A 21,052-nucleotide genomic window follows, 5' to 3' on the forward strand; every position below is an offset into this window, starting at 1 on the left:
ATCGCGATAAACGCGGCTCTTCGCCACCTTCAGGGCTTATCCACACATGCGTCTTCCCACGTTCCGTCAGCGTTTTTCCCACCACTGCATTGCCTACAGCCTACTGATGACCAGTGCCGCGTCCTGCCTGGCAATGACCAATAACGCCTTCGCGGCAACGGTCGCGCAGCGCTACACCATTGCTGCCGGCCCGCTGGACAATGCTTTGAGCCAATTCGCCTCCACTGCAAACGTGATTCTGTCGTTCTCGCCGCAGCAGACCAACCGTTTACGCAGTACCGGACTGAACGGCAACTTCACCGTCGAACAGGGATTCGCCCAACTGCTGCAAGGCTCAGGTTTGCAAGCCGTACCTCAAGCGCCGGGTAGCTACATTCTGCAGGCGCTGCCCAATGGTGATTTGCTGGAGCTGGCCCCGACCAACATCAACGGGCAATTGGCCAATCCGATGGATCTGGATTACGCCGCCGACGTCGGCTATAGGGCGCAGAACAGCCGGATCGGTACGAAAACCAGCACGCCGTTGTCGGAAACACCACGTTCTGTGTCAGTCGTCACCGCACAGCGCATGAAAGATCAGAAATCTCAGACGCTCACCGAGGTACTCGGCTACGTTCCCGGCATCTTCGCCCCACCGTTTGCAGCGGGCGACAGCCTGGCCGGCGATCTGTTTTTCATTCGTGGTTTCAACGCCACCGATTACGGCTACGGCCTGTTGCGCGATGGACTTCGCGTGCAAGGCAACCGTTATGACACCAGCACCGAACCTTACGGTTTGGAGCGCGTGGAAATTTTCCGCGGACCATCGTCCTTGCTCTATGGGGAAAACGCACCGGGCGGCCTGGTGAATCTGGTGAGCAAGCGGCCGACCGCAGCTCCACGCGGCGAAGTGCAACTGGGTTATGGCTCGAATAATCGCCGGCAGATTGGCATCGATGTGTCCGGGCCACTCAACGACAGCGGCAATGTGTTGGGACGAGTGGTGATGCTCGGACGCAAGTCAGACACCCAGACCGATCACGTACCGGATGACCGCATTTACATCGCCCCGTCGCTGACCCTGAATTTCGACGACTTCAACACCCTTACCCTGCTGGCCAACTACCAGAAAGATCACACCAATATGGAACTGGGTCTGCCGGCGGCCGGCACATTGCTGAGCAATCCCAACGGCAAGCTATCCAAAGGCACCATGCTTGGCGATCCGGACTGGAACACCTTCGAACGGGAAACCTGGAGCACCGGTTATGAGTTCAGCCATTCCTTCAACGATGACTGGCAGTTCCGCCAGAATTCGCGCTACATGCAGTCGCGAATCACCCGCCACGAGACCTGGCCCGGCAACCTGAACAACGCCGGGTTCGGCACGCGCCTGAACATGACCGCGTACGATCGCTTCAACAAATCCATGGTGTATTCGCTGGATAACCAACTGGAAGGCAAATTCCAGGTCGGCGAGCTGGAAAACACCGTGCTGTTCGGCGCCAGCTACGACCGCACTTCGTTCAATCAGGACTGGAATGCCGGCATCGTCGGGCCGATCAATATCTACAACCCGGTTTATTTGCGCGATCCGACTACACCGATTGCGGTGCAGAACACCTTGCTCGAACAACAGATGAAAGGTGTTTATGCCCAGATCCAGAGCAAATATGACCACTGGTTGTTCTTGCTCGGCGGGCGCCAGGACTGGGTCGACAGTGATTTCCGCGACAAAGTGGCCAAGGGCAGCAACATCAGTTCCGAGGACAAGAAGTTCACCTACCAGGGCGGCGTGATGTACCAGTTCGACAACGGCATGACGCCCTATGTCAGCTATTCCACCTCGTTCGTGCCGGTGCAGCAGATATCCAATGCCGGCGCGCCGCTCGATCCGATCACCAGCAGCCAATACGAAGTGGGCCTCAAGTACGAACCGATCGGCTGGGATACCGCGTTCACCGCGTCGGTATATGACTTGCGCAAAAAGGACGACACCTACTTCGACTCGACCACATCGACCTATCGCCAGGTCGGCGAAAGCCGTTCCAAAGGCGTGGAGCTGGAACTCAACAGCAATCTGACCCAGAACCTCAATGTGACTGCGGCGTACACCTACACCGACGCGCGGATTACCAAAGACGCGGCGACCTCGTTGGTCAAAGGCCACCAGATGACCGGCGTGCCACGTAATCAAGCGTCGGTCTGGACCAAGTACCGTTTCCTCGATGGCGATTTGAAAGGTTTGTACGTGGGTGGCGGCGTGCGTTACTTCGACAGTGCCTTCGCCTACACCTCGCCTTCGCTATACGGCAAGCTGGATGCCGGCGATGTCACATTGGTGGATGCGGCCATCGGTTATCAGATCGACACGCACTGGAGCGTCGACCTGAATGCGAAGAACCTGTTCAACAAGGAATATGTGTCGGGATGCAACGATGCTGGCCGTTGCTACTGGGGCGAAGATCGCACCTTACTCGGTACGGTGTCTTACAACTGGTGAACCCAAAGGGGCTGTGGATAAATTGTCCACAGCCCATTTGGTCATTTACCGATGCAGAAGCTGGAGAAGATCCGGCCAAGCAGGTCATCGGAACTGAATGCCCCGGTGATTTCTCCCAGAGAGTGCTGGGCCTGACGTAAATCCTCGGCCAGCAGCTCACCGGCACCGGCCAACGTCAGCTGTGCGCGACCATGTTCCAGCGCTGCACTGGCATGGCGCAGAGCCTCCAGATGACGGCGACGGGCACTGAAGCTGCTTTCCGAGGTTTGCTCATAGCCCATGCAGGCCTTGAGGTGTTCGCGCAGCAATTCCAGCCCTTCGCCAGCGGATTTGGCGCTGAGGCTGATGGTCACGTGGCCATCGTCGCTGACTTCCAGAGCGATTGCTTCACCCGTCAGGTCAGCCTTGTTGCGAATCAAGGTGACTTTGGCCGGATCCGGACGGGTTTCGAGGAATTCCGGCCAAAGGGCAAACGGGTCTGCAGCTTCCGGCGCGGTGGCATCGACTACCAGCAGCACCCGATCCGCTTCAGTAATGGCTTTCAACGCACGCTCGACGCCGATCTTTTCCACCTGATCATCGGTATCACGCAGACCTGCCGTATCGACAACATGCAGCGGCATGCCGTCGATGTGGATATGTTCGCGCAGGATATCCCGGGTGGTACCGGCAATTTCGGTCACGATCGCGGCTTCGCGGCCAGCCAGGGCATTCAACAGGCTGGACTTGCCGGCATTCGGACGACCGGCGATCACCACCGTCATGCCATCACGCAACAAGGCACCCTGTCCGGCTTCACGCAGCACGGTGGATAACTCTTCACGTACCTTGTCGAGCATGCTCAGTACGTGGCCATCGGCCAGAAAATCGATTTCCTCTTCCGGGAAGTCGATGGCGGCTTCGACGTAGATGCGCAGGCCGATCAGTTGTTCGGTGAGATTATGCACACGCTGGGAAAACGCCCCCTGCAGGGAGCGCAAGGCATTGCGAGCAGCCTGTGCAGAACTGGCTTCGATCAGGTCGGCGATCGCCTCGGCCTGAGCCAGGTCGAGTTTGTCATTGAGGAACGCGCGCTCGCTGAATTCACCCGGGCGAGCCAGACGGCAACCCAGTTCCAGGCAACGCTTGAGCAGCATATCGAGGACGATCGGGCCACCGTGCCCCTGCAACTCCAGCACATCTTCGCCAGTGAACGAGTTTGGTCCCGGGAAATACAGGGCCAGTCCTTCGTCCAACACCTGCTGATCAGCACTGAAAAACGGACCGTAATGCGCGTAACGCGGTTTTAGTTCACGGCCGCTGATGGCTTTGGCTGCAACGCTGGCCAACGGTCCGGAAATACGGACGATGCCGACACCGCCGCGACCTTGAGCGGTGGCGACAGCAGCGATGGTTTCACGAGGTATGCTCATAAACCGGAATCCAGACAAAAGTGGCAGATAGCAAAACGCCCCACTAGGGGGCGTTTTGAGTGGTGTTATCCACAGAGTAAGTTACGCCTCGGCTTTTTTCGTCGCCGCTTCGATCTTACGCGTGATGTACCACTGTTGGGCAATCGACAGGCAGTTGTTCACAACCCAGTACAGCACCAGACCAGCCGGGAACCACAGGAAGAAGAAGGTGAAGATGATTGGCATCATTTTCATGACCTTCGCCTGCATCGGATCCGGTGGAGTCGGGTTCAGACGCTGCTGAATGAACATGGTCGCACCCATGATGATCGGCAGGATGAAGAACGGATCCTTGATCGACAGGTCGGTGATCCACAGCATGAACGGCGCCTGGCGCATTTCCACGCTTTCCAGCAGAACCCAGTACAGCGAAAGGAAAACCGGCATCTGCACGAGGATCGGCAAGCAACCGCCCAGCGGATTGATCTTCTCTTTCTTGTACAGCTCCATCATGGCTTGCGACATTTTCTGCCGGTCATCGCCATGTTGCTCTTTCAGTGCAGCCAGTTTCGGTGCTACGGCACGCATGCGCGCCATGGATTTGTAGCTGGCAGCCGACAGCGGGAAGAAGATCCCTTTGATCAGCATGGTCAGGAAGATGATCGACCAGCCCCAGTTACCCACGATCGCGTGGATGTGTTGCAGCAACCAGAAGATCGGCTGAGCGATGAACCACAGAATGCCGTAGTCGACTGTCAGTTCCAGACCTGGGGATAACTGTTTCAGTACGGCCTGGCTTTTCGGCCCGGCGTACAGAATGGCGCTGGTTTCAACTTTGGCACCCGGTGCGGCGGTCAACGAAGGACCGGTGTAACCGATGATGTAGTTGCCTTTGCTGTCTTTACGCGTCTGAACGATGTTGTTTTCGCCCTTCGGCGCAACCCATGCAGTCACGAAGTAGTGTTGCAGCCAGGCTACCCAGCCACCGGTGACGGTTTCCTTGAGCTGACCTTTGTCCATGTCTTTCATGGACACTTTCTTGTACGGCTCGGAACTTGTCCACAGGGCAGCGCCCAGGTAAGTCGCGGTGCCGGTGGCAGTGGTCGACGAAGGGTCGGCACTGGCGTCGCGCTTCAGTTGGGCGAACATCGAACCCGACCAAGGCTGAGCGCTCTGGTTATCCACAAGGTAGGTCACGGTTACGTCATACAGGCCGCGTTTCAGGGTGAAACGCTTGATGTAGTTGACGCCGTCCTTGCTGAACTTCAGGTCGACGACCAGTTGGTCCTGACCTTCAGCCAGTTGATAACTTTTCTTCTCCGAGGCATAAACCGGACGACCGGCCGGGCTTGCGTCCGGACCGTTGGTGCCGATCAGGCCACTTTGTGCCAGATAAGTACGCTCGACGCCGTTGTCGAACAGCTGAAACGGTACATCAGGACGATCCTGACGACGTGGATACAGTGGCAAAGTCAGTTGAGCAACGTCACCGCCCTGTGGATTGATCGCCAGATCGAGCACGTCGGTTTTGACCTGGATCAGATCCTTGCTGGCAGCGACCGGGGTTTCCACAGGTGCGCTGGTATCGCTTGCGGCGCGCGGAATATCGTCACTGGCGGAAGCGTTATTGCCAGGAACGGTGTCCGGCAAACCGGATGCAGTCGTACTGGAAGCAACATTCTGAGTCGGCAGGGCAGCCTGGCCATAGTCCTGGTTCCATTTAAGAACCATAACGTAGGACACGATTGCCAGGGCGACGATCAGGATCGTGCGTTTGATATCCATGATTACTCGGCCATCGAAGAAGAACGGGAGGTAGGGATAGGTGGAACCGGGTCATAACCACCGGGATTCCACGGATGACAGCGACCTAAACGACGAAAGGCCAGCCAGCCACCGCGCAGAAGGCCATGATTTTCGATGGCTTCATACGCGTAGCAAGAACAACTGGGGTAGAAACGACAGTGACTGGCCATCAAAGGACTAATGGCGTAGCGATAAAACTGGATCGGAACGAGTGCCAGTTTACGCATCTGGACTGTCTACCCCTACAGTTTCGGTTTTGACTGCTGGAACTGGCTTGTTACGGGCCAGACGCTTCCAGAGTTTGCCGAAATGCTGAATCAATTCGGGGTTTTCTACGTCGCCCAAACCTTTGCGCGCGACGATAACGATATCCCAGCCGACCAGAGAATCCTGGTGCAGACGGAACGATTCGCGCATCAGACGTTTGAGGCGATTGCGCTCAACGGAGAGCTTTACGCTCTTTTTCCCGATAACCAGCCCGAGACGGGGGTGATCAAGATCGTTGTTGCGCGCAAGGAGCAGGAGATTTTTCCCCGGAACCTTGCCGGTAGGGGAGTCAAAGACTGCCTTGAAATGCCGGGGGGTAAGCAGACGCTTTTCCCGACTGAAGTCCTGACTCACCTCCAGTACCGGATTATCAAACTGCCAGACGCGCACGACCTTTGGCGCGACGACGCGACAGGACAGCGCGACCGTTCTTGGTAGCCATGCGAGCACGGAAACCGTGGGTACGAGCGCGTTTGATAGTGCTTGGTTGGAAAGTACGTTTCATGTCGTGTTACCTGGTTCGTCCACAACGGGCCGGAATGGCCCCCGTTTTAAGAGACCGGGGATTCTAGAGAAAGCAAGCCTTCAGGTCAATTTCCAACCAGCGTTTCCTTATAAATAGATCTCTGGAGCTTCCGGAACCGAAAACCTGTTTGCCAGACATAAAAATAAAGAAGGGAATTATTTAAAGCTTTTCTGTAAAGCTTGTAAAAGCTAGGACCGCCCTCTTCTGTGGATAACCATCTTCAGCCCTTGTACAGCATGATGTACAGAGAATGACAACTACAGTGGAAAACCGTGGTCAGCCTGTGCTGCGCTGTCGGATAACCTGTGTGTGGAATGGCCTGTTATCCACAGGCTGGTTATCCACTGAGTTCCACCCCCAGTTGTCCAGTGCCCTCAGAGGCGGTTATCCACAGAGCTTATGCACACACCGTTGGTCGCCTTTTTACCGGTTAACGCATTGATTAATCATGGTCACCACACAACCTGCATGTGGATAAGTGGACGGCTCGCCGCTACAATGGCCGCTTGTTTTTGCCTCACCGGCTTTCAACTTAGGGGATATCCGTGTCAGTGGAACTTTGGCAGCAGTGCGTGGAGCTTTTGCGCGAGGAGCTGCCTGCCCAACAATTCAACACCTGGATCCGTCCACTACAGGTCGAAGCCGAAGGCGACGAGTTGCGCGTCTACGCACCGAACCGGTTTGTACTGGACTGGGTCAACGAAAAGTACCTCGGTCGCGTCCTTGAACTGCTGGATGAGCACGGCAACGGCATGGCGCCAGCGCTTTCCTTATTAATAGGCAGCAAACGCAGCTCGGCACCGCGTGCCGCGCCGAACGCGCCGTTGGCCGCTGCGCAGGTGTCCCAGGCTCAGGCCAATACCGTGCCGGCCAGTGCGCCAGCACCCGCTCCAAGTGCAGCTCCGGCCAAGCGCTCGACGCAGAAAACCGAGGAAGTCAGTGAAGAGCCGTCCCGCGACAGCTTTGACCCGATGGCCGGTGCGGCCTCGCAACAGGCCCCGGTTCGCGCCGAACAGCGCACCGTTCAGGTCGAAGGCGCGCTCAAGCACACCAGTTACCTGAACCGCACCTTCACCTTCGAGAACTTCGTCGAAGGCAAGTCCAACCAGCTCGCCCGCGCGGCGGCCTGGCAGGTGGCGGACAATCCCAAACACGGTTACAACCCGCTGTTCCTTTATGGCGGCGTCGGCCTGGGTAAAACCCACTTGATGCACGCAGTGGGTAACCATCTATTAAAGAAGAACCCGAATGCCAAGGTCGTGTACCTGCATTCCGAGCGCTTCGTGGCCGACATGGTCAAGGCGCTGCAACTGAACGCGATCAACGAGTTCAAGCGTTTCTACCGTTCGGTGGACGCTCTGCTGATCGACGATATTCAGTTCTTCGCCCGTAAAGAGCGGTCCCAGGAAGAGTTTTTCCACACCTTCAACGCCCTGCTTGAAGGTGGCCAGCAGGTCATTCTCACCAGTGACCGCTACCCGAAAGAAATCGAAGGCCTTGAAGAGCGCCTCAAATCCCGCTTCGGTTGGGGCCTGACGGTTGCCGTCGAGCCGCCGGAGCTGGAAACCCGCGTGGCGATCTTGATGAAGAAGGCCGACCAGGCCAAAGTCGAGTTGCCTCACGATGCGGCTTTCTTCATCGCCCAACGAATTCGTTCCAACGTCCGTGAGCTGGAAGGCGCGCTGAAACGCGTGATCGCCCACTCGCACTTCATGGGCCGCGACATCACCATCGAGTTGATCCGCGAATCCCTGAAAGACTTGTTGGCACTGCAGGACAAACTGGTCTCTGTGGATAACATTCAGCGCACTGTCGCCGAGTACTACAAGATCAAGATTTCCGACCTGCTGTCCAAGCGGCGTTCGCGCTCGGTGGCACGTCCGCGTCAGGTGGCCATGGCGCTGTCCAAGGAGCTGACCAACCACAGCCTGCCGGAAATCGGCGATGTGTTTGGTGGTCGCGACCACACGACGGTGTTGCACGCCTGCCGCAAGATCAACGAACTTAAGGAATCCGACGCGGACATCCGCGAGGACTACAAGAACCTGCTGCGTACACTGACCACTTGATGAACTCCAGCGCAGCTTATTAAGGCAAGGGACTAGACCATGCATTTCACCATTCAACGCGAAGCCCTGTTGAAACCCCTGCAACTGGTCGCAGGCGTCGTCGAGCGCCGACAGACCTTGCCGGTACTGTCCAACGTGCTGTTGGTCGTCGATGGCCAGCAACTGTCGCTGACCGGTACCGATCTGGAAGTCGAGCTGGTCGGTCGCGTGCAACTCGAAGAGCCGGCTGAAACCGGCTCCATCACCGTGCCTGCGCGCAAGCTGATGGACATCTGCAAGAGCCTGCCCAACGACGCGCTGATCGACATCAAGGTCGACGAGCAGAAGCTGGTCGTGAAGGCCGGCCGTAGTCGTTTCACCCTGTCGACCCTGCCCGCCAATGATTTCCCGACGGTTGAAGAAGGCCCGGGTTCGCTGACCTGCAGCCTGGAGCAGAGCAAACTGCGTCGCCTGATCGAACGCACCAGCTTCGCCATGGCCCAGCAGGACGTGCGCTACTACCTCAACGGCATGCTGCTGGAAGTCTCGGCCGGTGTGATCCGCGCCGTGGCAACCGACGGTCACCGTCTGGCCATGTGCTCGATGCAGGCCGATATCGGTCAGCCGGATCGTCACCAGGTGATCGTGCCACGCAAAGGCATTCTGGAACTGGCGCGTCTGCTCACCGAGCCGGATGGCAACGTCAGCATCGTTCTGGGTCAGCACCACATTCGCGCCACCACCGGCGAATTCACCTTCACCTCGAAGCTGGTCGACGGCAAGTTCCCGGACTATGAGCGCGTTCTGCCGAAGGGTGGCGACAAGCTGGTACTGGGCGATCGTCAGGCCCTGCGTGAAGCGTTCAGCCGTACTGCGATTCTGTCTAACGAGAAGTACCGCGGCATCCGTCTGCAACTGGCCAACGGTCAGTTGAAGATCCAGGCCAACAACCCGGAGCAGGAAGAAGCGGAAGAAGAAGTGGGCGTTGAATACAACGGCGGTTCGCTGGAAATCGGCTTCAACGTGAGCTACCTGCTCGACGTGCTGGGCGTGATGACCACCGAACAGGTTCGCCTGATCCTGTCCGACTCCAACAGCAGTGCGCTGGTGCAAGAGTCCGACAATGACGACTCGGCTTATGTTGTCATGCCGATGCGTCTGTAATCAGCTGATCCTGGATGTCCTTAAGTCGTGTTTCGGTCACCGCGGTGCGTAATCTGCACCCGGTGACCTTCTCCCCCTCCCCCCGCATCAACATTCTTTACGGCGCCAACGGCAGCGGCAAAACCAGTGTTCTGGAAGCCATTCATCTGCTGGGGCTTGCCCGTTCGTTTCGTAGCACGCGGCTGTTGCCGGTCATCCAGTACGAGCAACTCGCCTGCACGGTGTTCGGTCAGGTCGAACTGGCCGAGGGTGGCCACAGTGCGTTGGGGATATCTCGCGACCGTCAGGGCGAGTTCCAGATCCGCATCGACGGGCAGAACGCTCGCAGTGCCGCGCAACTGGCCGAGATCCTGCCATTGCAACTGATCAACCCTGACAGCTTCCGCCTGCTCGAAGGTGCGCCGAAGATTCGCCGGCAGTTTCTCGATTGGGGCGTGTTCCACGTCGAACCGCGTTTCATGGCGACCTGGCAGCGTTTGCAGAAGGCCTTGCGCCAGAGAAACTCCTGGCTGCGGCATGGTACACTTGACGCCGTTTCGCAAGCGGTTTGGGACAGGGAGCTGTGCCAGGCCAGCGCTGAAATCGATGAATACCGCCGCGCTTACATCAAAGCCTTGAAACCAGTCTTTGAACAAACCTTGAGCGAACTGGTTGAGCTTGAAGGTTTGACGCTCAGCTATTACCGAGGCTGGGACAAGGACCGGGAATTGAGTGCCGTACTGGCTGGCTCCGTGCAACGGGACCAGCAAATGGGTCATACCCAGGCCGGACCGCAACGCGCTGACTTGCGCCTTAGATTGGGCGCACACAACGCCGCGGACATCTTGTCCCGGGGTCAGCAGAAGCTGGTGGTTTGCGCCTTGCGAATTGCCCAGGGGCATCTGGTGAGCCAGGCCCGACGCGGCCAGTGTATTTATCTGGTGGATGACTTGCCGTCCGAGCTGGACGAGAGCCACCGTCGCGCGCTGTGCCGCTTGCTGGAAGACTTACGCTGCCAGGTTTTCATCACCTGTGTAGATCACGAATTATTGAGGGAAGGCTGGCAGACGGAAACGCCAGTCGCTCTGTTCCACGTGGAACAGGGCCGTATCACCCAGACCCACGACCATCGGGAGTGAAGGCATTGAGCGAAGAAAATACGTACGACTCAACGAGCATTAAAGTGCTGAAAGGCCTGGATGCCGTACGCAAACGTCCCGGTATGTACATTGGTGACACCGACGATGGCAGCGGTCTGCACCACATGGTGTTCGAGGTGGTCGACAACTCGATCGACGAAGCCCTCGCCGGCCACTGCGACGACATCAGCATCATCATCCACCCGGATGAGTCCATCACCGTCAAAGACAACGGCCGTGGCATCCCGGTTGACGTGCACAAAGAGGAAGGCGTTTCCGCCGCCGAGGTCATCATGACCGTCCTTCACGCTGGCGGTAAGTTCGACGATAACTCCTACAAGGTATCCGGCGGTCTGCACGGTGTAGGTGTGTCGGTCGTGAACGCCCTGTCCGAAGAGCTGGTACTGACCGTACGCCGCAGCGGCAAGATCTGGGAACAGACCTACGTCCACGGTGTGCCTCAGGCTCCTATGGCGATCGTTGGCGACAGCGAAACCACCGGTACCCAGATCCACTTCAAGGCTTCCAGCGAAACCTTCAAGAACATTCACTTCAGCTGGGACATCCTGGCCAAGCGCATTCGTGAACTGTCCTTCCTCAACTCCGGTGTCGGCATCGTCCTCAAGGACGAGCGCAGCGGCAAGGAAGAGCTGTTCAAGTACGAAGGCGGCCTGCGTGCGTTCGTTGAATACCTGAACACCAACAAGACTGCGGTCAACCAGGTGTTCCACTTCAACATCCAGCGTGAAGACGGCATCGGCGTGGAAATCGCCCTGCAATGGAACGACAGCTTCAACGAGAACCTGTTGTGCTTCACCAACAACATTCCGCAGCGCGACGGCGGTACTCACCTGGTGGGTTTCCGTTCCGCACTGACGCGTAACCTGAACAACTATATCGAGCAGGAAGGTCTGGCGAAGAAGCACAAAGTCGCGACCACCGGTGACGATGCCCGTGAAGGCCTGACCGCGATCATCTCGGTAAAAGTGCCGGATCCGAAGTTCAGCTCGCAGACCAAAGACAAGCTGGTGTCTTCCGAAGTGAAGACCGCGGTCGAGCAGGAGATGGGCAAGTACTTCTCCGACTTCCTGCTGGAAAACCCGAACGAAGCCAAGCTGGTCGTCGGCAAGATGATCGACGCGGCCCGTGCCCGTGAAGCGGCGCGCAAGGCCCGTGAGATGACCCGCCGCAAAGGCGCGCTGGACATCGCCGGTCTGCCGGGCAAGCTCGCTGATTGCCAGGAAAAAGATCCTGCGCTGTCCGAACTGTACCTCGTGGAAGGTGACTCCGCGGGCGGCTCTGCCAAGCAGGGACGTAACCGCAAGACCCAGGCGATCCTGCCGCTGAAGGGCAAGATCCTCAACGTCGAGAAAGCACGCTTCGACAAGATGATCTCGTCCCAGGAAGTGGGCACGCTGATCACTGCACTCGGCTGCGGTATCGGTCGCGAAGAGTACAACATCGACAAGCTGCGCTATCACAACATCATCATCATGACCGATGCTGACGTCGACGGTTCGCACATCCGTACCCTGCTGCTGACCTTCTTCTTCCGTCAGTTGCCGGAGCTGATCGAGCGCGGCTACATCTACATCGCCCAGCCGCCGCTGTACAAGGTCAAGAAAGGCAAGCAAGAGCAATACATCAAAGACGACGACGCCATGGAAGAGTACATGACGCAGTCGGCTCTGGAAGATGCGAGCCTGCACCTGAACGAAGAGGCTCCGGGCATTTCCGGTGAAGCGCTCGAGCGTCTGGTGAACGACTTCCGCATGGTGATGAAGACCCTCAAGCGTCTGTCGCGCCTGTACCCGCAGGAACTGACCGAACACTTCATCTACCTGCCGGCCGTGAGCCTGGAAATGCTCGGCGACCACGCCAAGATGCAGGACTGGCTGGCTCAGTACGAAGTGCGTCTGCGCACCGTCGAGAAGTCGGGCCTAGTCTACAAGGCCAGCCTGCGTGAAGATCGTGAACGTGGCGTTTGGTTGCCAGAGGTCGAGCTGATCTCCCACGGCCTGTCGAACTACGTGACCTTCAACCGCGACTTCTTCGGCAGCAACGACTACAAGACCGTCGTCACCCTCGGCGCTCAACTGAGCACCCTGCTCGACGAAGGCGCGTACATCCAGCGTGGCGAGCGCAAGAAAGCGGTCACCGAGTTCAAGGAAGCCCTCGACTGGCTTATGGCTGAAAGTACCAAGCGGCACACCATTCAGCGATACAAAGGTCTGGGTGAAATGAACCCGGATCAGCTGTGGGAAACCACCATGGACCCAAGCGTGCGCCGCATGCTGAAAGTCACCATCGAAGACGCCATTGGCGCAGACCAGATCTTCAACACCCTGATGGGTGATGCGGTCGAACCTCGCCGTGACTTCATCGAGAGCAATGCGCTGGCGGTTTCGAACCTGGATTTCTGATCCATCGTCCCATCGCTAACGCACGAATAAAAAAGCCAGCGCTATGCGCTGGCTTTTTTTTGGTTCTTTCTTGTCGGATTAAATCCTGCAAATTTTAAGACTATCCCTTCGTATAGGAGAGACTCTTCCTACATATATCTGGATCGGTTCTATTTATCTTACAGCCGCTTCGCTAACTGCCCTACGGCACAGGTGAAGCACTGTCAGTGTCTAGAATCAAACAGGGAACTTAGTTATGCCAACACCTGCGTATTTGACGATCAATGGTAATCGACAAGGTTTAATCAGTGCTGGAGCTTTTACAGCAGATTCAGTGGGTAATACCTACCAGGAAGGGCACGAAGATCAGATTTTGATACAAGCTTTCAGCCATCAAATAATCATTCCACGTGACCCTCAATCCGGCCAGCCCACCGGTCAGCGGGTGCATAAGCCGCTCATGGTTACCAAGGTTTTCGACAAGGCATCCCCGTTGATATTCAGCGCCTTGACCAGTGGCGAAGTCTTGGACAATTGTCATATTGCCTGGTATCGAACTTCCGCTTCAGGTACACAAGAACATTTTTTCAGTATTGAATTGGTAGACGCCGTTATTGTGGAAGTGAATTCCAGAATGCCGAATTGCCAAGATATGAATATGGCGCACTTCACACAGTTGGAAGACGTACATTTCACGTATCGTAAAATCATCTGGACGCATGAAATCTGCGGCACGACGGGTTCAGATGACTGGCGTGCACCTTTGGTCAACTGACGCTCGCGGGATGCCAAATATCGACCAGTTTGACTGGTCGATTCACCTTACGACTGCATCATGCTGTCAGCAGGTGTCGCAGATACACTCTCCAACCGATACCCATACCCATAAATCGTCAGCAACTGCCAACCCCGATCCGCCGTCAGCCCCAGTTTGTTGCGCAGGCGATAGATGTGCGTATCCAGCGGCCGTGACGACGCCACTTCTTCGTGGGGCCAGAAGCGTTCGTACAGGTACTCCCGCGACAATGGCCGACCCAGGTTACTGAACAGGCAGCGCGCCAGGCGGTATTCACGCTCCGTCATGACCACTGCCTTGCCCTCGCGGGTGACGCTCAGTTCGGCGTCGTCGAAGGTCAGGTCATTGAAACTCAGGACTTCGGCAGCGCTACTGCGTTGCTGGCTGTGCCGGCGCAGTACGGCGGCGACTCGGGCTTTCAGCTCGTTGGGGCGGAACGGTTTGCTGACGTAATCGTCGGCACCGGCGTTCAGCGCCTGGACGATATCGCTTTCGCCGTCGCGGCTGGTCAGCATGATCGCGGCGGGCGGCGCCTCCATGTGTTCGCGGGTCCAGCGCAGCAGCGCCAGGCCGGACAGGTCGGGCAGTTGCCAGTCGAGGATCAGCAGGTCGAAGGTGTCCCGCCGCAATTGGCGCAACAGGTCCTCGCCCCGTTCAAAGCTGTGCAACGACCAAGGCTGGTCTCCCTCCGCAGCCATCTGCTGCAGGGTTTGCTCGACCCGACGCAGTTCGGCGGGTTCATCGTCCAGTATCGCAACGCGCATACGCGTGGGTTCCTTGTTGCTTGAGCAGTGGCCGGCAACCCTGAAGGCTCGGCCTGTGCGGTAAAAGTAAGCAGTCCACCATCGGTCGACGTCCGCTATGATTCTTCGGATCTACATCCTCAGACCTGTGGCCCATGAAACCATTCACTGTCCCCTGCCCTGTTTGTCATGAATAGCCCGCGTCGGCGTGAAAGCCGCGAGCCAAGTCAGGTCCAGCGTCTGTTTCGACGGCTGGTGCGTGAGTGGTTGTGGATAAGTCTAGTGCTGTTGCCGCTGACTGCCTTGTTGTCGTATCGCGCGCAGATCAATCTGCACGACGTGGTACCGATGTGGAGCGCGTTGCTTTCGGTAGGGCTGGTAGCCTGCGTACTCGGATTGCTGCTGTGGCGCCCGCGCTGGGCGATCTGGGTGACATCGTGCGGTGTGGCTTGTGTGCTGCTGGCTAGCGCCGGGCTGGCGGAAGTTCGACACTGGTGGTCACCGACTCCAGCGGCGCTGGGCATGTTGTTCGGCTACCTGATCTGGAACTGGCGGCGCCTGAGTGTGGTGCTGACGTATTTTGGCTGGGAGCTGGCCCGACTGGACCGCGAGCCGAAAGTATTTCCCGAGCGGCGCCGTGCGCAATTCACCAGCGCTGATCAGCTGCAGGGCCAGATCATGGCACTGGAGCAAGCCATGAGCCGCACCCGCGATACCCGGCGTTTCATTGCCGACGGTCTGGAATACCTGCCGGTGGCGACGCTGATCAGCGATCCCAAGGGGCAGATTCTGCTGGGAAACCGCAAGGCCCGGGTATTGTTCGATGACCCGCTGGTCGGTGACTATGTTCTCGAGCAACTGGCCCGCCTCGGTTATCCGGAATTGTCCACAGAACCACGCCCGGCGCTGTCGGACCTGACGCTGCTGGAGTTTCGCGATCACAAGGAACGCAGTTTGCGTCTGGAACGGGCGGCTTTGCTGCCGGTGGATGGCGATACTCCCATCGGCTGGCTGCTGAGCCTCACCGATCTGAGCGCCGAACGCGCCGCAGAAGAACAGCGTGGGGTTTTGCTGCGGTTCCTTTCCCACGATCTGCGCGCCCCGCATTCGGCGATTTTGGCCCTGCTCGATGTACATCGCCATCAAGCCGGCGCGGATTCACCGCTGTTCGAGCAGATCGAGCGCCAGGTACGCCGGGCGCTCGATCTGACTGACGGTTTTGTTCTGCTGGCGCGAGCCGAGTCCGAGGCTTATCAGTTCCAGCCCAGTCTGTTCGCGATGCTGGTGCTGGACGTACTGGATCAGGCGCTGCCCATTGCTCAGCAGAAAAGCATCAAACTGCTGCACACGATGGACGAACAATCCCAGGAGCGTCTGATCAACGCTGACCAGGGCCTGCTGACCCGCGCCTTGTTCAACCTGCTGGAGAACGCGATCAAGTACAGCCCGGTCGGTACCACGATCAAGTTGAACGTCAGTTGCCAGGGTGAGTGGCTATGCTGTGAATTGACCGATCAGGGCAAAGGCATTGCCGCCGAGGAGCTGCCGGATCTGTTCACCCAGTACCGGCGCTTTTCGTCGGCGCAGGGGATTGATGGCGTCGGGTTGGGGCTGTCGATGGTCAAGGCAGTAGTCGACCATCATGGCGGTAACATCGAGTGCCACAGTATCGTCGATCAAGGCACCACGTTCCGGCTGCAGTTACCGCTGATCTGCGAGTGAACAGGCACAAAAAACCGGCTATATCAGCCGGTTTTTTTACTTCCGAAAAAAACTTATGCACCTTTTACGGTTTTTTATGAGCTTGAGAAATATATAAGTAAATCAATCGGTTACTTACAATATTCAGGCTTTTTCAACAAAACCGTACACAGGTTATCCACAAAATCTCAGACAGCCACCTGATCATTCGCGGCAGGCGCCTGCGGTGCTGGTGGCAGCGAACCCATTTCGCGCTGGGTCTGTTCGTTCCAGGCCTGTACCCGGTCGTTCAGCTCGGCGATGGCGCGCGGACCAGTGCCTTCGGCATACATCGGCTCACCGATGACCACGGTGATCACGCCCGGCGTCTTGCCCCAGCCGATTTTCGGCCAGAATTTGCCGGCATTGTGTGCAATCGGCAGCACCGGAAGCGCCGCATTTACCGCCAACGCGCTGCCACTGCGCGAGAACTTGCCGACAGTGCCGTGGGGAACGCGGGTGCCTTCAGGGAAGATCAAGACCCAGACGTTGTCCTTGAGCAGTTCATCGCCCTTGGCCGCGACTTGTTTGAGCGCCGCTTTCGGGTTGTCGCGGTCAATCGCGATCGGCCGCAGCATGGCCATGGCCCAGCCGAAGAACGGCACGTAGAGCAATTCGCGCTTGAGCACCTGGCTCAAGGGCGAGAAATAAGCAGAGAGAAAGAACGTCTCCCAGGTGCTCTGGTGGTTCGACTGAATCACGCAGGGCCGATCCGGCACATTTTCCGCGCCTTTGATCTCGTAACGAATGCCGAGAAACACCTTGGTCAACCACAAGGCGCAACGGCACCAGTACACGTTGATGAAACGATAACGCGCCTTGAACGGCAGAAAGGGCGCGATAAAAAAGCTCAGGCTGCACCACAGCAAGGCAGTAGTGCCCAGCAGCAGGTAAAAGAGAAAAATTCTGATGGCCTGCAGTATCGACATGGCGACGTTTACCGTTACGGGCGATGCCCGACTGTTCAAGCGCACTCCCGATCAATCCCTGGTCAGGAACTTCAGAAGCACTCTAGTTGTGGATAAGTTCTGCGGCAATCGCCGCCAGATCGTCAAAAATCAGGGTGCCGACCGGAAGGGTCTTGCCCAGAGTTTTTTCGCCTTTCCCGGTCTTTACCAAAACGGGCTGTGAATCGACGGCTTTGGCGGCCTCCAGGTCACCAAGGCTGTCGCCGACGAACCAGACATTCGTCAGCGCCACGTTGTAATGCGCCGCGATGGTTTGCAACATCCCCGGCTTCGGCTTGCGGCAATCGCAACCCTCGTCCGGACCATGCGGGCAGTACACGATCAGCCCGACTTCACCGCCCTGCTCTGCCACGAGCGTGCGCAGGCGCGCGTGCATGGCGTCGAGGGTGGCAAGGTCGTAATAGCCGCGAGCAATGCCCGACTGGTTGGTAGCGACCGCCACCGTCCAGCCGGCCTTGCTCAACTGCGCAATCGCCTCGATCGAGCCGGGCAGTGGAATCCACTCCTCCACCGACTTGATGTAAGCGTCGGAGTCGTAATTGATCACTCCATCCCGATCGAGAATCAGCAGTTTCAACAGCAATTCCTCAACCCAGCAGCGAAATGTCGGCAACCCCGAGGAACAGGCCACGCAGACGCGCGAGCAGCGCGTAGCGGTTGGCCCGGACCTTGGCGTCTTCGGCATTGACCATCACCGCGTCGAAGAACGCATCCACCGGCTCGCGCAATGCCGCCAGACGCGCCAGCGATTCGTTGTACTGACGCGCTGCGGCCATTGGCTGCACCGCCTGATCCGCTTGCTGGATCGCCGAGTACAGCGAGAACTCGTTGGCGTTGTCGAAGTATTTGGCTTCGACCACGGTCGGCACCGAGCCTTCAACCTTGCTCAACAGGTTCGATACACGCTTGTTGACCGCCGCCAGCGCTGCCGCTTCCGGCAGCTTGCGGAAGGCCTGAACCGCTTGCACACGCTGGTCGAAGTCCAGCGCCGAACCCGGCTTCAGGGCACGTACCGACAGGTAAGTGGCAACATCGACGCCTTCGTCTTCGTAACGCGCACGCAGACGGTCGAAGATGAATTCCAGCACCGCGTCGTTCAGACCGGCAGCCTTGACCTTGGTACCGAACGCAGCCACGGCGAAAGCCACGGCGTCGTTCAGGTCCAGATCCAGTTGTTTCTCGATCAGGATGCGCAGCACGCCGAGGGCCGCACGGCGCAGGGCATACGGGTCTTTGCTGCCGGTCGGCAGCATGCCGATACCGAAGATGCCGACCAGGGTGTCGAGCTTGTCGGCGATCGCGACAGCGGCACCGGTCAAGGTCGCCGGCAGTTCAGCACCGGCACCGCGTGGCATGTACTGCTCGTTCAGCGCCAGCGCGACATCTTCCGGCTCGCCGTCATTGAGCGCGTAGTAGTAACCGGCGACACCTTGCATCTCCGGAAACTCGCCGACCATTTCGGTGGCCAGGTCGCACTTCGACAGCAGGCCGGCACGGGCCGCCCAGGAAGCGTTGCCGCCGATCCGCGCGGCGATGTAGGCCGCGAGTTTCGAAACGCGCTCGGCCTTGTCGTAGACGCTGCCGAGTTTTTCCTGGAACACCACGTTCTTCAGGCGATCATTGAAGGCTTCGAGTTTCTGCTTCTTGTCTTGCTTGAAGAAGAACTCGGCGTCGGTCAGGCGTGGTCGAACCACTTTCTCGTTACCGGCGATGATCTGCTGTGGATCTTTGCTTTCGATGTTGGCGACGGTGATGAACCGTGGCAGCAACTTGCCGTCGGCATCCAGCAGGCAGAAGTACTTCTGGTTGTCCTGCATGGTGGTGATCAGCGCTTCCTGCGGCACGTCGAGGAAGCGTTCCTCGAACGAGCACACCAGCGGCACCGGCCACTCGACCAGCGCGGTCACTTCATCGAGCAGCGCCGGCGGCACGATCGCGGTGCCTTCCTGACGGGTCGCCAGTTCTTCGGTGCGCTTGCTGATGATCTCGCGACGCTCGTTGGCATCGGCCAGCACGTAGGCGGCACGCAGGTCGGCCAGGTAGCTCGACGGCGAACCGATGCGCACGCTTTCCGGGTGATGGAAACGGTGACCACGGGAGTCGCGGCCAGCCTTCTGCGCGAGGATGGTGCAGTCGATGACCTGGTCACCGAGCAGCATCACCAGCCACTGGGTCGGACGCACGAACTCTTCCTTGCGCGCACCCCAACGCATGCGTTTCGGGATCGGCAGGTCGTTCAGCGAATCTTCGACGATGGTCGGCAGCAGGCTTGCGGTTGGCTTGCCGGCGATGTTCTGGCTGTAACGCAGTTTCGGGCCGCTCTGGTCGATTTCGCTCAGTTCGACGCCGCACTTCTTGGCGAAGCCCAGGGCTGCCTGAGTCGGGTTGCCTTCAGCGTCGAAGGCGGCCTGACGTGGCGGGCCATCCAGGTTGATGCTGCGATCCGGTTGCTGGGTCGCCAGCGCCGTGATCAGCACCGCCAGACGGCGCGGCGCGGCATAGACCGTTTTGCTTTCGTAGCTCAGGCCGGCAGCTTGCAGGCCCTTGTCGATACCGGCGAGGAACGCTTCAGCCAGGGTGTTCAGGGCTTTTGGCGGCAGTTCTTCGGTGCCCAGTTCAACCAGAAAATCTTGAGCACTCATTGTGCAGCCTCCAGCTTGGCCAGTACTTCGTCACGCAGGTCCGGGGTCGCCATCGGGAAGCCCAGCTTGGCGCGGGCCAGCAGGTAGGCTTGCGCAACGGAACGCGCCAGGGTGCGTACGCGCAGGATGTATTGCTGACGCGCGGTCACCGAGATCGCCCGGCGCGCGTCCAGCAGGTTGAAGGTGTGCGAGGCCTTCAGCACCATTTCGTAGCTCGGCAACGGCAGCGGCTGGTCGAGTTCGATCAGGCGCTTGGCTTCGCTTTCATAGAAGTCGAACAGTTCGAACAGTTTGTCGACGTTGGCGTGTTCGAAGTTGTAGGTGGACTGCTCCACTTCGTTCTGGTGGAACACGTCGCCGTAGGTCACCTTGCCGAACGGGCCGTCAGCCCAGACCAGGTCGTAGACCGAGTCCACGCCTTGCAGGTACATGGCCAGACGCTCGAGACCGTAGGTGATTTCACCGGTGACCGGGTAGCACTCGATGCCGCCGGCCTGCTGGAAATAAGTGAACTGGGTCACTTCCATGCCGTTGAGCCAGACTTCCCAGCCCAGACCCCAGGCGCCCAGGGTTGGCGATTCCCAGTTGTCTTCGACGAAGCGGATGTCGTGGACCAGCGGGTCCAGGCCGACATGCTTGAGCGAGCCCAGGTACAGTTCCTGGAAGTTGTCCGGGTTCGGTTTCAGCACGACCTGGAACTGATAGTAGTGCTGCAGACGGTTCGGGTTTTCCCCGTAGCGGCCGTCAGTCGGACGGCGGCTTGGCTGCACGTACGCGGCGTTCCAGGTTTCCGGGCCGATGGCGCGCAGGAAGGTCGCGGTGTGGAAAGTGCCGGCGCCTACTTCCATATCGTAGGGCTGAAGTACCACACAACCTTGCTCGGCCCAGTATTGCTGGAGCGCGAGGATCAAGTCTTGGAAGGTACGCACGGCTGGCGTAGGCTGGCTCACGAAATTCAC

Annotated in this window: 17 protein-coding genes; 7 read left to right on the forward strand and 10 right to left on the reverse strand. The window is 58.4% G+C overall.

Going from position 1 to position 21,052, the window contains the following annotated elements; genetic code table 11:
* Positions 1 to 46 precede the first annotated feature (46 nt).
* Positions 47 to 2,482 (forward strand): TonB-dependent siderophore receptor, encoded by a 2,436-nt coding sequence (locus ACOYXG_RS27100; RefSeq protein ID WP_460355040.1) that lies wholly within the window; start codon positions 47 to 49, stop codon positions 2,480 to 2,482.
* Between the two features lie 41 nt (positions 2,483 to 2,523).
* Here ACOYXG_RS27100 and mnmE read toward each other — a convergent pair whose 3' ends face one another.
* From mnmE to rpmH, 5 genes are all read right to left on the reverse strand, one after another.
* Positions 2,524 to 3,894: a tRNA uridine-5-carboxymethylaminomethyl(34) synthesis GTPase MnmE gene (gene mnmE, locus ACOYXG_RS27105; RefSeq protein ID WP_414888661.1), complete on the reverse strand. Its 1,371-nt coding sequence runs from the start codon at positions 3,892 to 3,894 to the stop codon at positions 2,524 to 2,526.
* Between the two features lie 81 nt (positions 3,895 to 3,975).
* Positions 3,976 to 5,658 carry a membrane protein insertase YidC gene (gene yidC, locus ACOYXG_RS27110; protein WP_460355044.1) on the reverse strand — a complete coding sequence of 561 codons (1,683 nt, stop codon included), beginning with the start codon at positions 5,656 to 5,658 and terminating at the stop codon, positions 3,976 to 3,978.
* A gap of 2 nt (positions 5,659 to 5,660) precedes the next feature.
* A complete protein-coding gene (yidD, locus tag ACOYXG_RS27115; RefSeq protein ID WP_080761984.1) occupies positions 5,661 to 5,906 on the reverse strand; it encodes a membrane protein insertion efficiency factor YidD in 246 nt (81 codons plus the stop codon).
* Positions 5,899 to 6,300 carry a ribonuclease P protein component gene (gene rnpA / locus ACOYXG_RS27120; RefSeq protein ID WP_011336726.1) on the reverse strand — a complete coding sequence of 134 codons (402 nt, stop codon included), beginning with the start codon at positions 6,298 to 6,300 and terminating at the stop codon, positions 5,899 to 5,901. The genes yidD and rnpA overlap by 8 nt, the downstream gene beginning before the upstream one ends.
* A 16-nt stretch (positions 6,301 to 6,316) precedes the next feature.
* Positions 6,317 to 6,451 carry a 50S ribosomal protein L34 gene (gene rpmH / locus ACOYXG_RS27125; RefSeq protein WP_003213577.1) on the reverse strand — a complete coding sequence of 45 codons (135 nt, stop codon included), beginning with the start codon at positions 6,449 to 6,451 and terminating at the stop codon, positions 6,317 to 6,319.
* Positions 6,452 to 7,017: 566 nt separating this feature from the next.
* On the opposite strand from rpmH, the gene dnaA reads away from it, so the two are divergent.
* The 5 genes from dnaA (at position 7,018) to ACOYXG_RS27150 (ending at position 13,979) form a co-directional block, all read left to right on the forward strand.
* Complete coding sequence (gene dnaA / locus ACOYXG_RS27130) at positions 7,018 to 8,541, forward strand: chromosomal replication initiator protein DnaA (RefSeq protein WP_095139791.1); 1,524 nt, start codon at positions 7,018 to 7,020, stop codon at positions 8,539 to 8,541.
* Between the two features lie 39 nt (positions 8,542 to 8,580).
* Entirely contained in the window at positions 8,581 to 9,684 is a 1,104-nt protein-coding gene (gene dnaN, locus ACOYXG_RS27135) for a DNA polymerase III subunit beta (protein ID WP_003220202.1), read from the forward strand.
* A gap of 14 nt (positions 9,685 to 9,698) precedes the next feature.
* Positions 9,699 to 10,802 (forward strand): DNA replication/repair protein RecF, encoded by a 1,104-nt coding sequence (gene recF / locus ACOYXG_RS27140; RefSeq protein ID WP_003220208.1) that lies wholly within the window; start codon positions 9,699 to 9,701, stop codon positions 10,800 to 10,802.
* 5 nt (positions 10,803 to 10,807) lie between these two features.
* On the forward strand, positions 10,808 to 13,225 hold the full coding sequence (gyrB, locus tag ACOYXG_RS27145; protein ID WP_007960764.1) for a DNA topoisomerase (ATP-hydrolyzing) subunit B: 2,418 nt from the start codon (positions 10,808 to 10,810) through the stop codon (positions 13,223 to 13,225).
* Positions 13,226 to 13,460: 235 nt separating this feature from the next.
* Positions 13,461 to 13,979 (forward strand): Hcp family type VI secretion system effector, encoded by a 519-nt coding sequence (locus ACOYXG_RS27150; RefSeq protein WP_027610282.1) that lies wholly within the window; start codon positions 13,461 to 13,463, stop codon positions 13,977 to 13,979.
* A gap of 47 nt (positions 13,980 to 14,026) precedes the next feature.
* Here the strand turns inward: ACOYXG_RS27150 and ACOYXG_RS27155 are convergent, their stop codons facing one another.
* A complete protein-coding gene (locus ACOYXG_RS27155; protein WP_027610281.1) occupies positions 14,027 to 14,764 on the reverse strand; it encodes a response regulator transcription factor in 738 nt (245 codons plus the stop codon).
* A gap of 168 nt (positions 14,765 to 14,932) precedes the next feature.
* Here ACOYXG_RS27155 and ACOYXG_RS27160 point away from each other — a divergent pair, with 168 nt between their 5' ends.
* Positions 14,933 to 16,465, forward strand: coding sequence for a sensor histidine kinase (locus ACOYXG_RS27160; protein WP_098966423.1), 1,533 nt, complete (start codon positions 14,933 to 14,935; stop codon positions 16,463 to 16,465).
* A 167-nt stretch (positions 16,466 to 16,632) separates the two neighbouring features.
* On the opposite strand, the gene ACOYXG_RS27165 is transcribed toward ACOYXG_RS27160, so the two are convergent.
* The 4 genes from ACOYXG_RS27165 to glyQ all read right to left on the reverse strand — a co-directional run bounded on the left by ACOYXG_RS27165 (position 16,633) and on the right by glyQ (position 21,043).
* Complete coding sequence (locus tag ACOYXG_RS27165) at positions 16,633 to 17,412, reverse strand: lysophospholipid acyltransferase family protein (RefSeq protein ID WP_103367978.1); 780 nt, start codon at positions 17,410 to 17,412, stop codon at positions 16,633 to 16,635.
* A gap of 82 nt (positions 17,413 to 17,494) precedes the next feature.
* Positions 17,495 to 18,034 carry a D-glycero-beta-D-manno-heptose 1,7-bisphosphate 7-phosphatase gene (gmhB, locus tag ACOYXG_RS27170; RefSeq protein WP_177325594.1) on the reverse strand — a complete coding sequence of 180 codons (540 nt, stop codon included), beginning with the start codon at positions 18,032 to 18,034 and terminating at the stop codon, positions 17,495 to 17,497.
* Positions 18,035 to 18,038: 4 nt separating this feature from the next.
* Positions 18,039 to 20,093: a glycine--tRNA ligase subunit beta gene (gene glyS / locus ACOYXG_RS27175; protein ID WP_103367979.1), complete on the reverse strand. Its 2,055-nt coding sequence runs from the start codon at positions 20,091 to 20,093 to the stop codon at positions 18,039 to 18,041.
* Positions 20,090 to 21,043, reverse strand: coding sequence for a glycine--tRNA ligase subunit alpha (gene glyQ / locus ACOYXG_RS27180; RefSeq protein WP_003187265.1), 954 nt, complete (start codon positions 21,041 to 21,043; stop codon positions 20,090 to 20,092). Before glyQ ends, glyS begins: the two co-directional genes overlap by 4 nt.
* Between the last annotated feature and the right edge of the window lie 9 nt (positions 21,044 to 21,052).

This window comes from Pseudomonas sp. G3-39 (assembly GCF_054790485.1).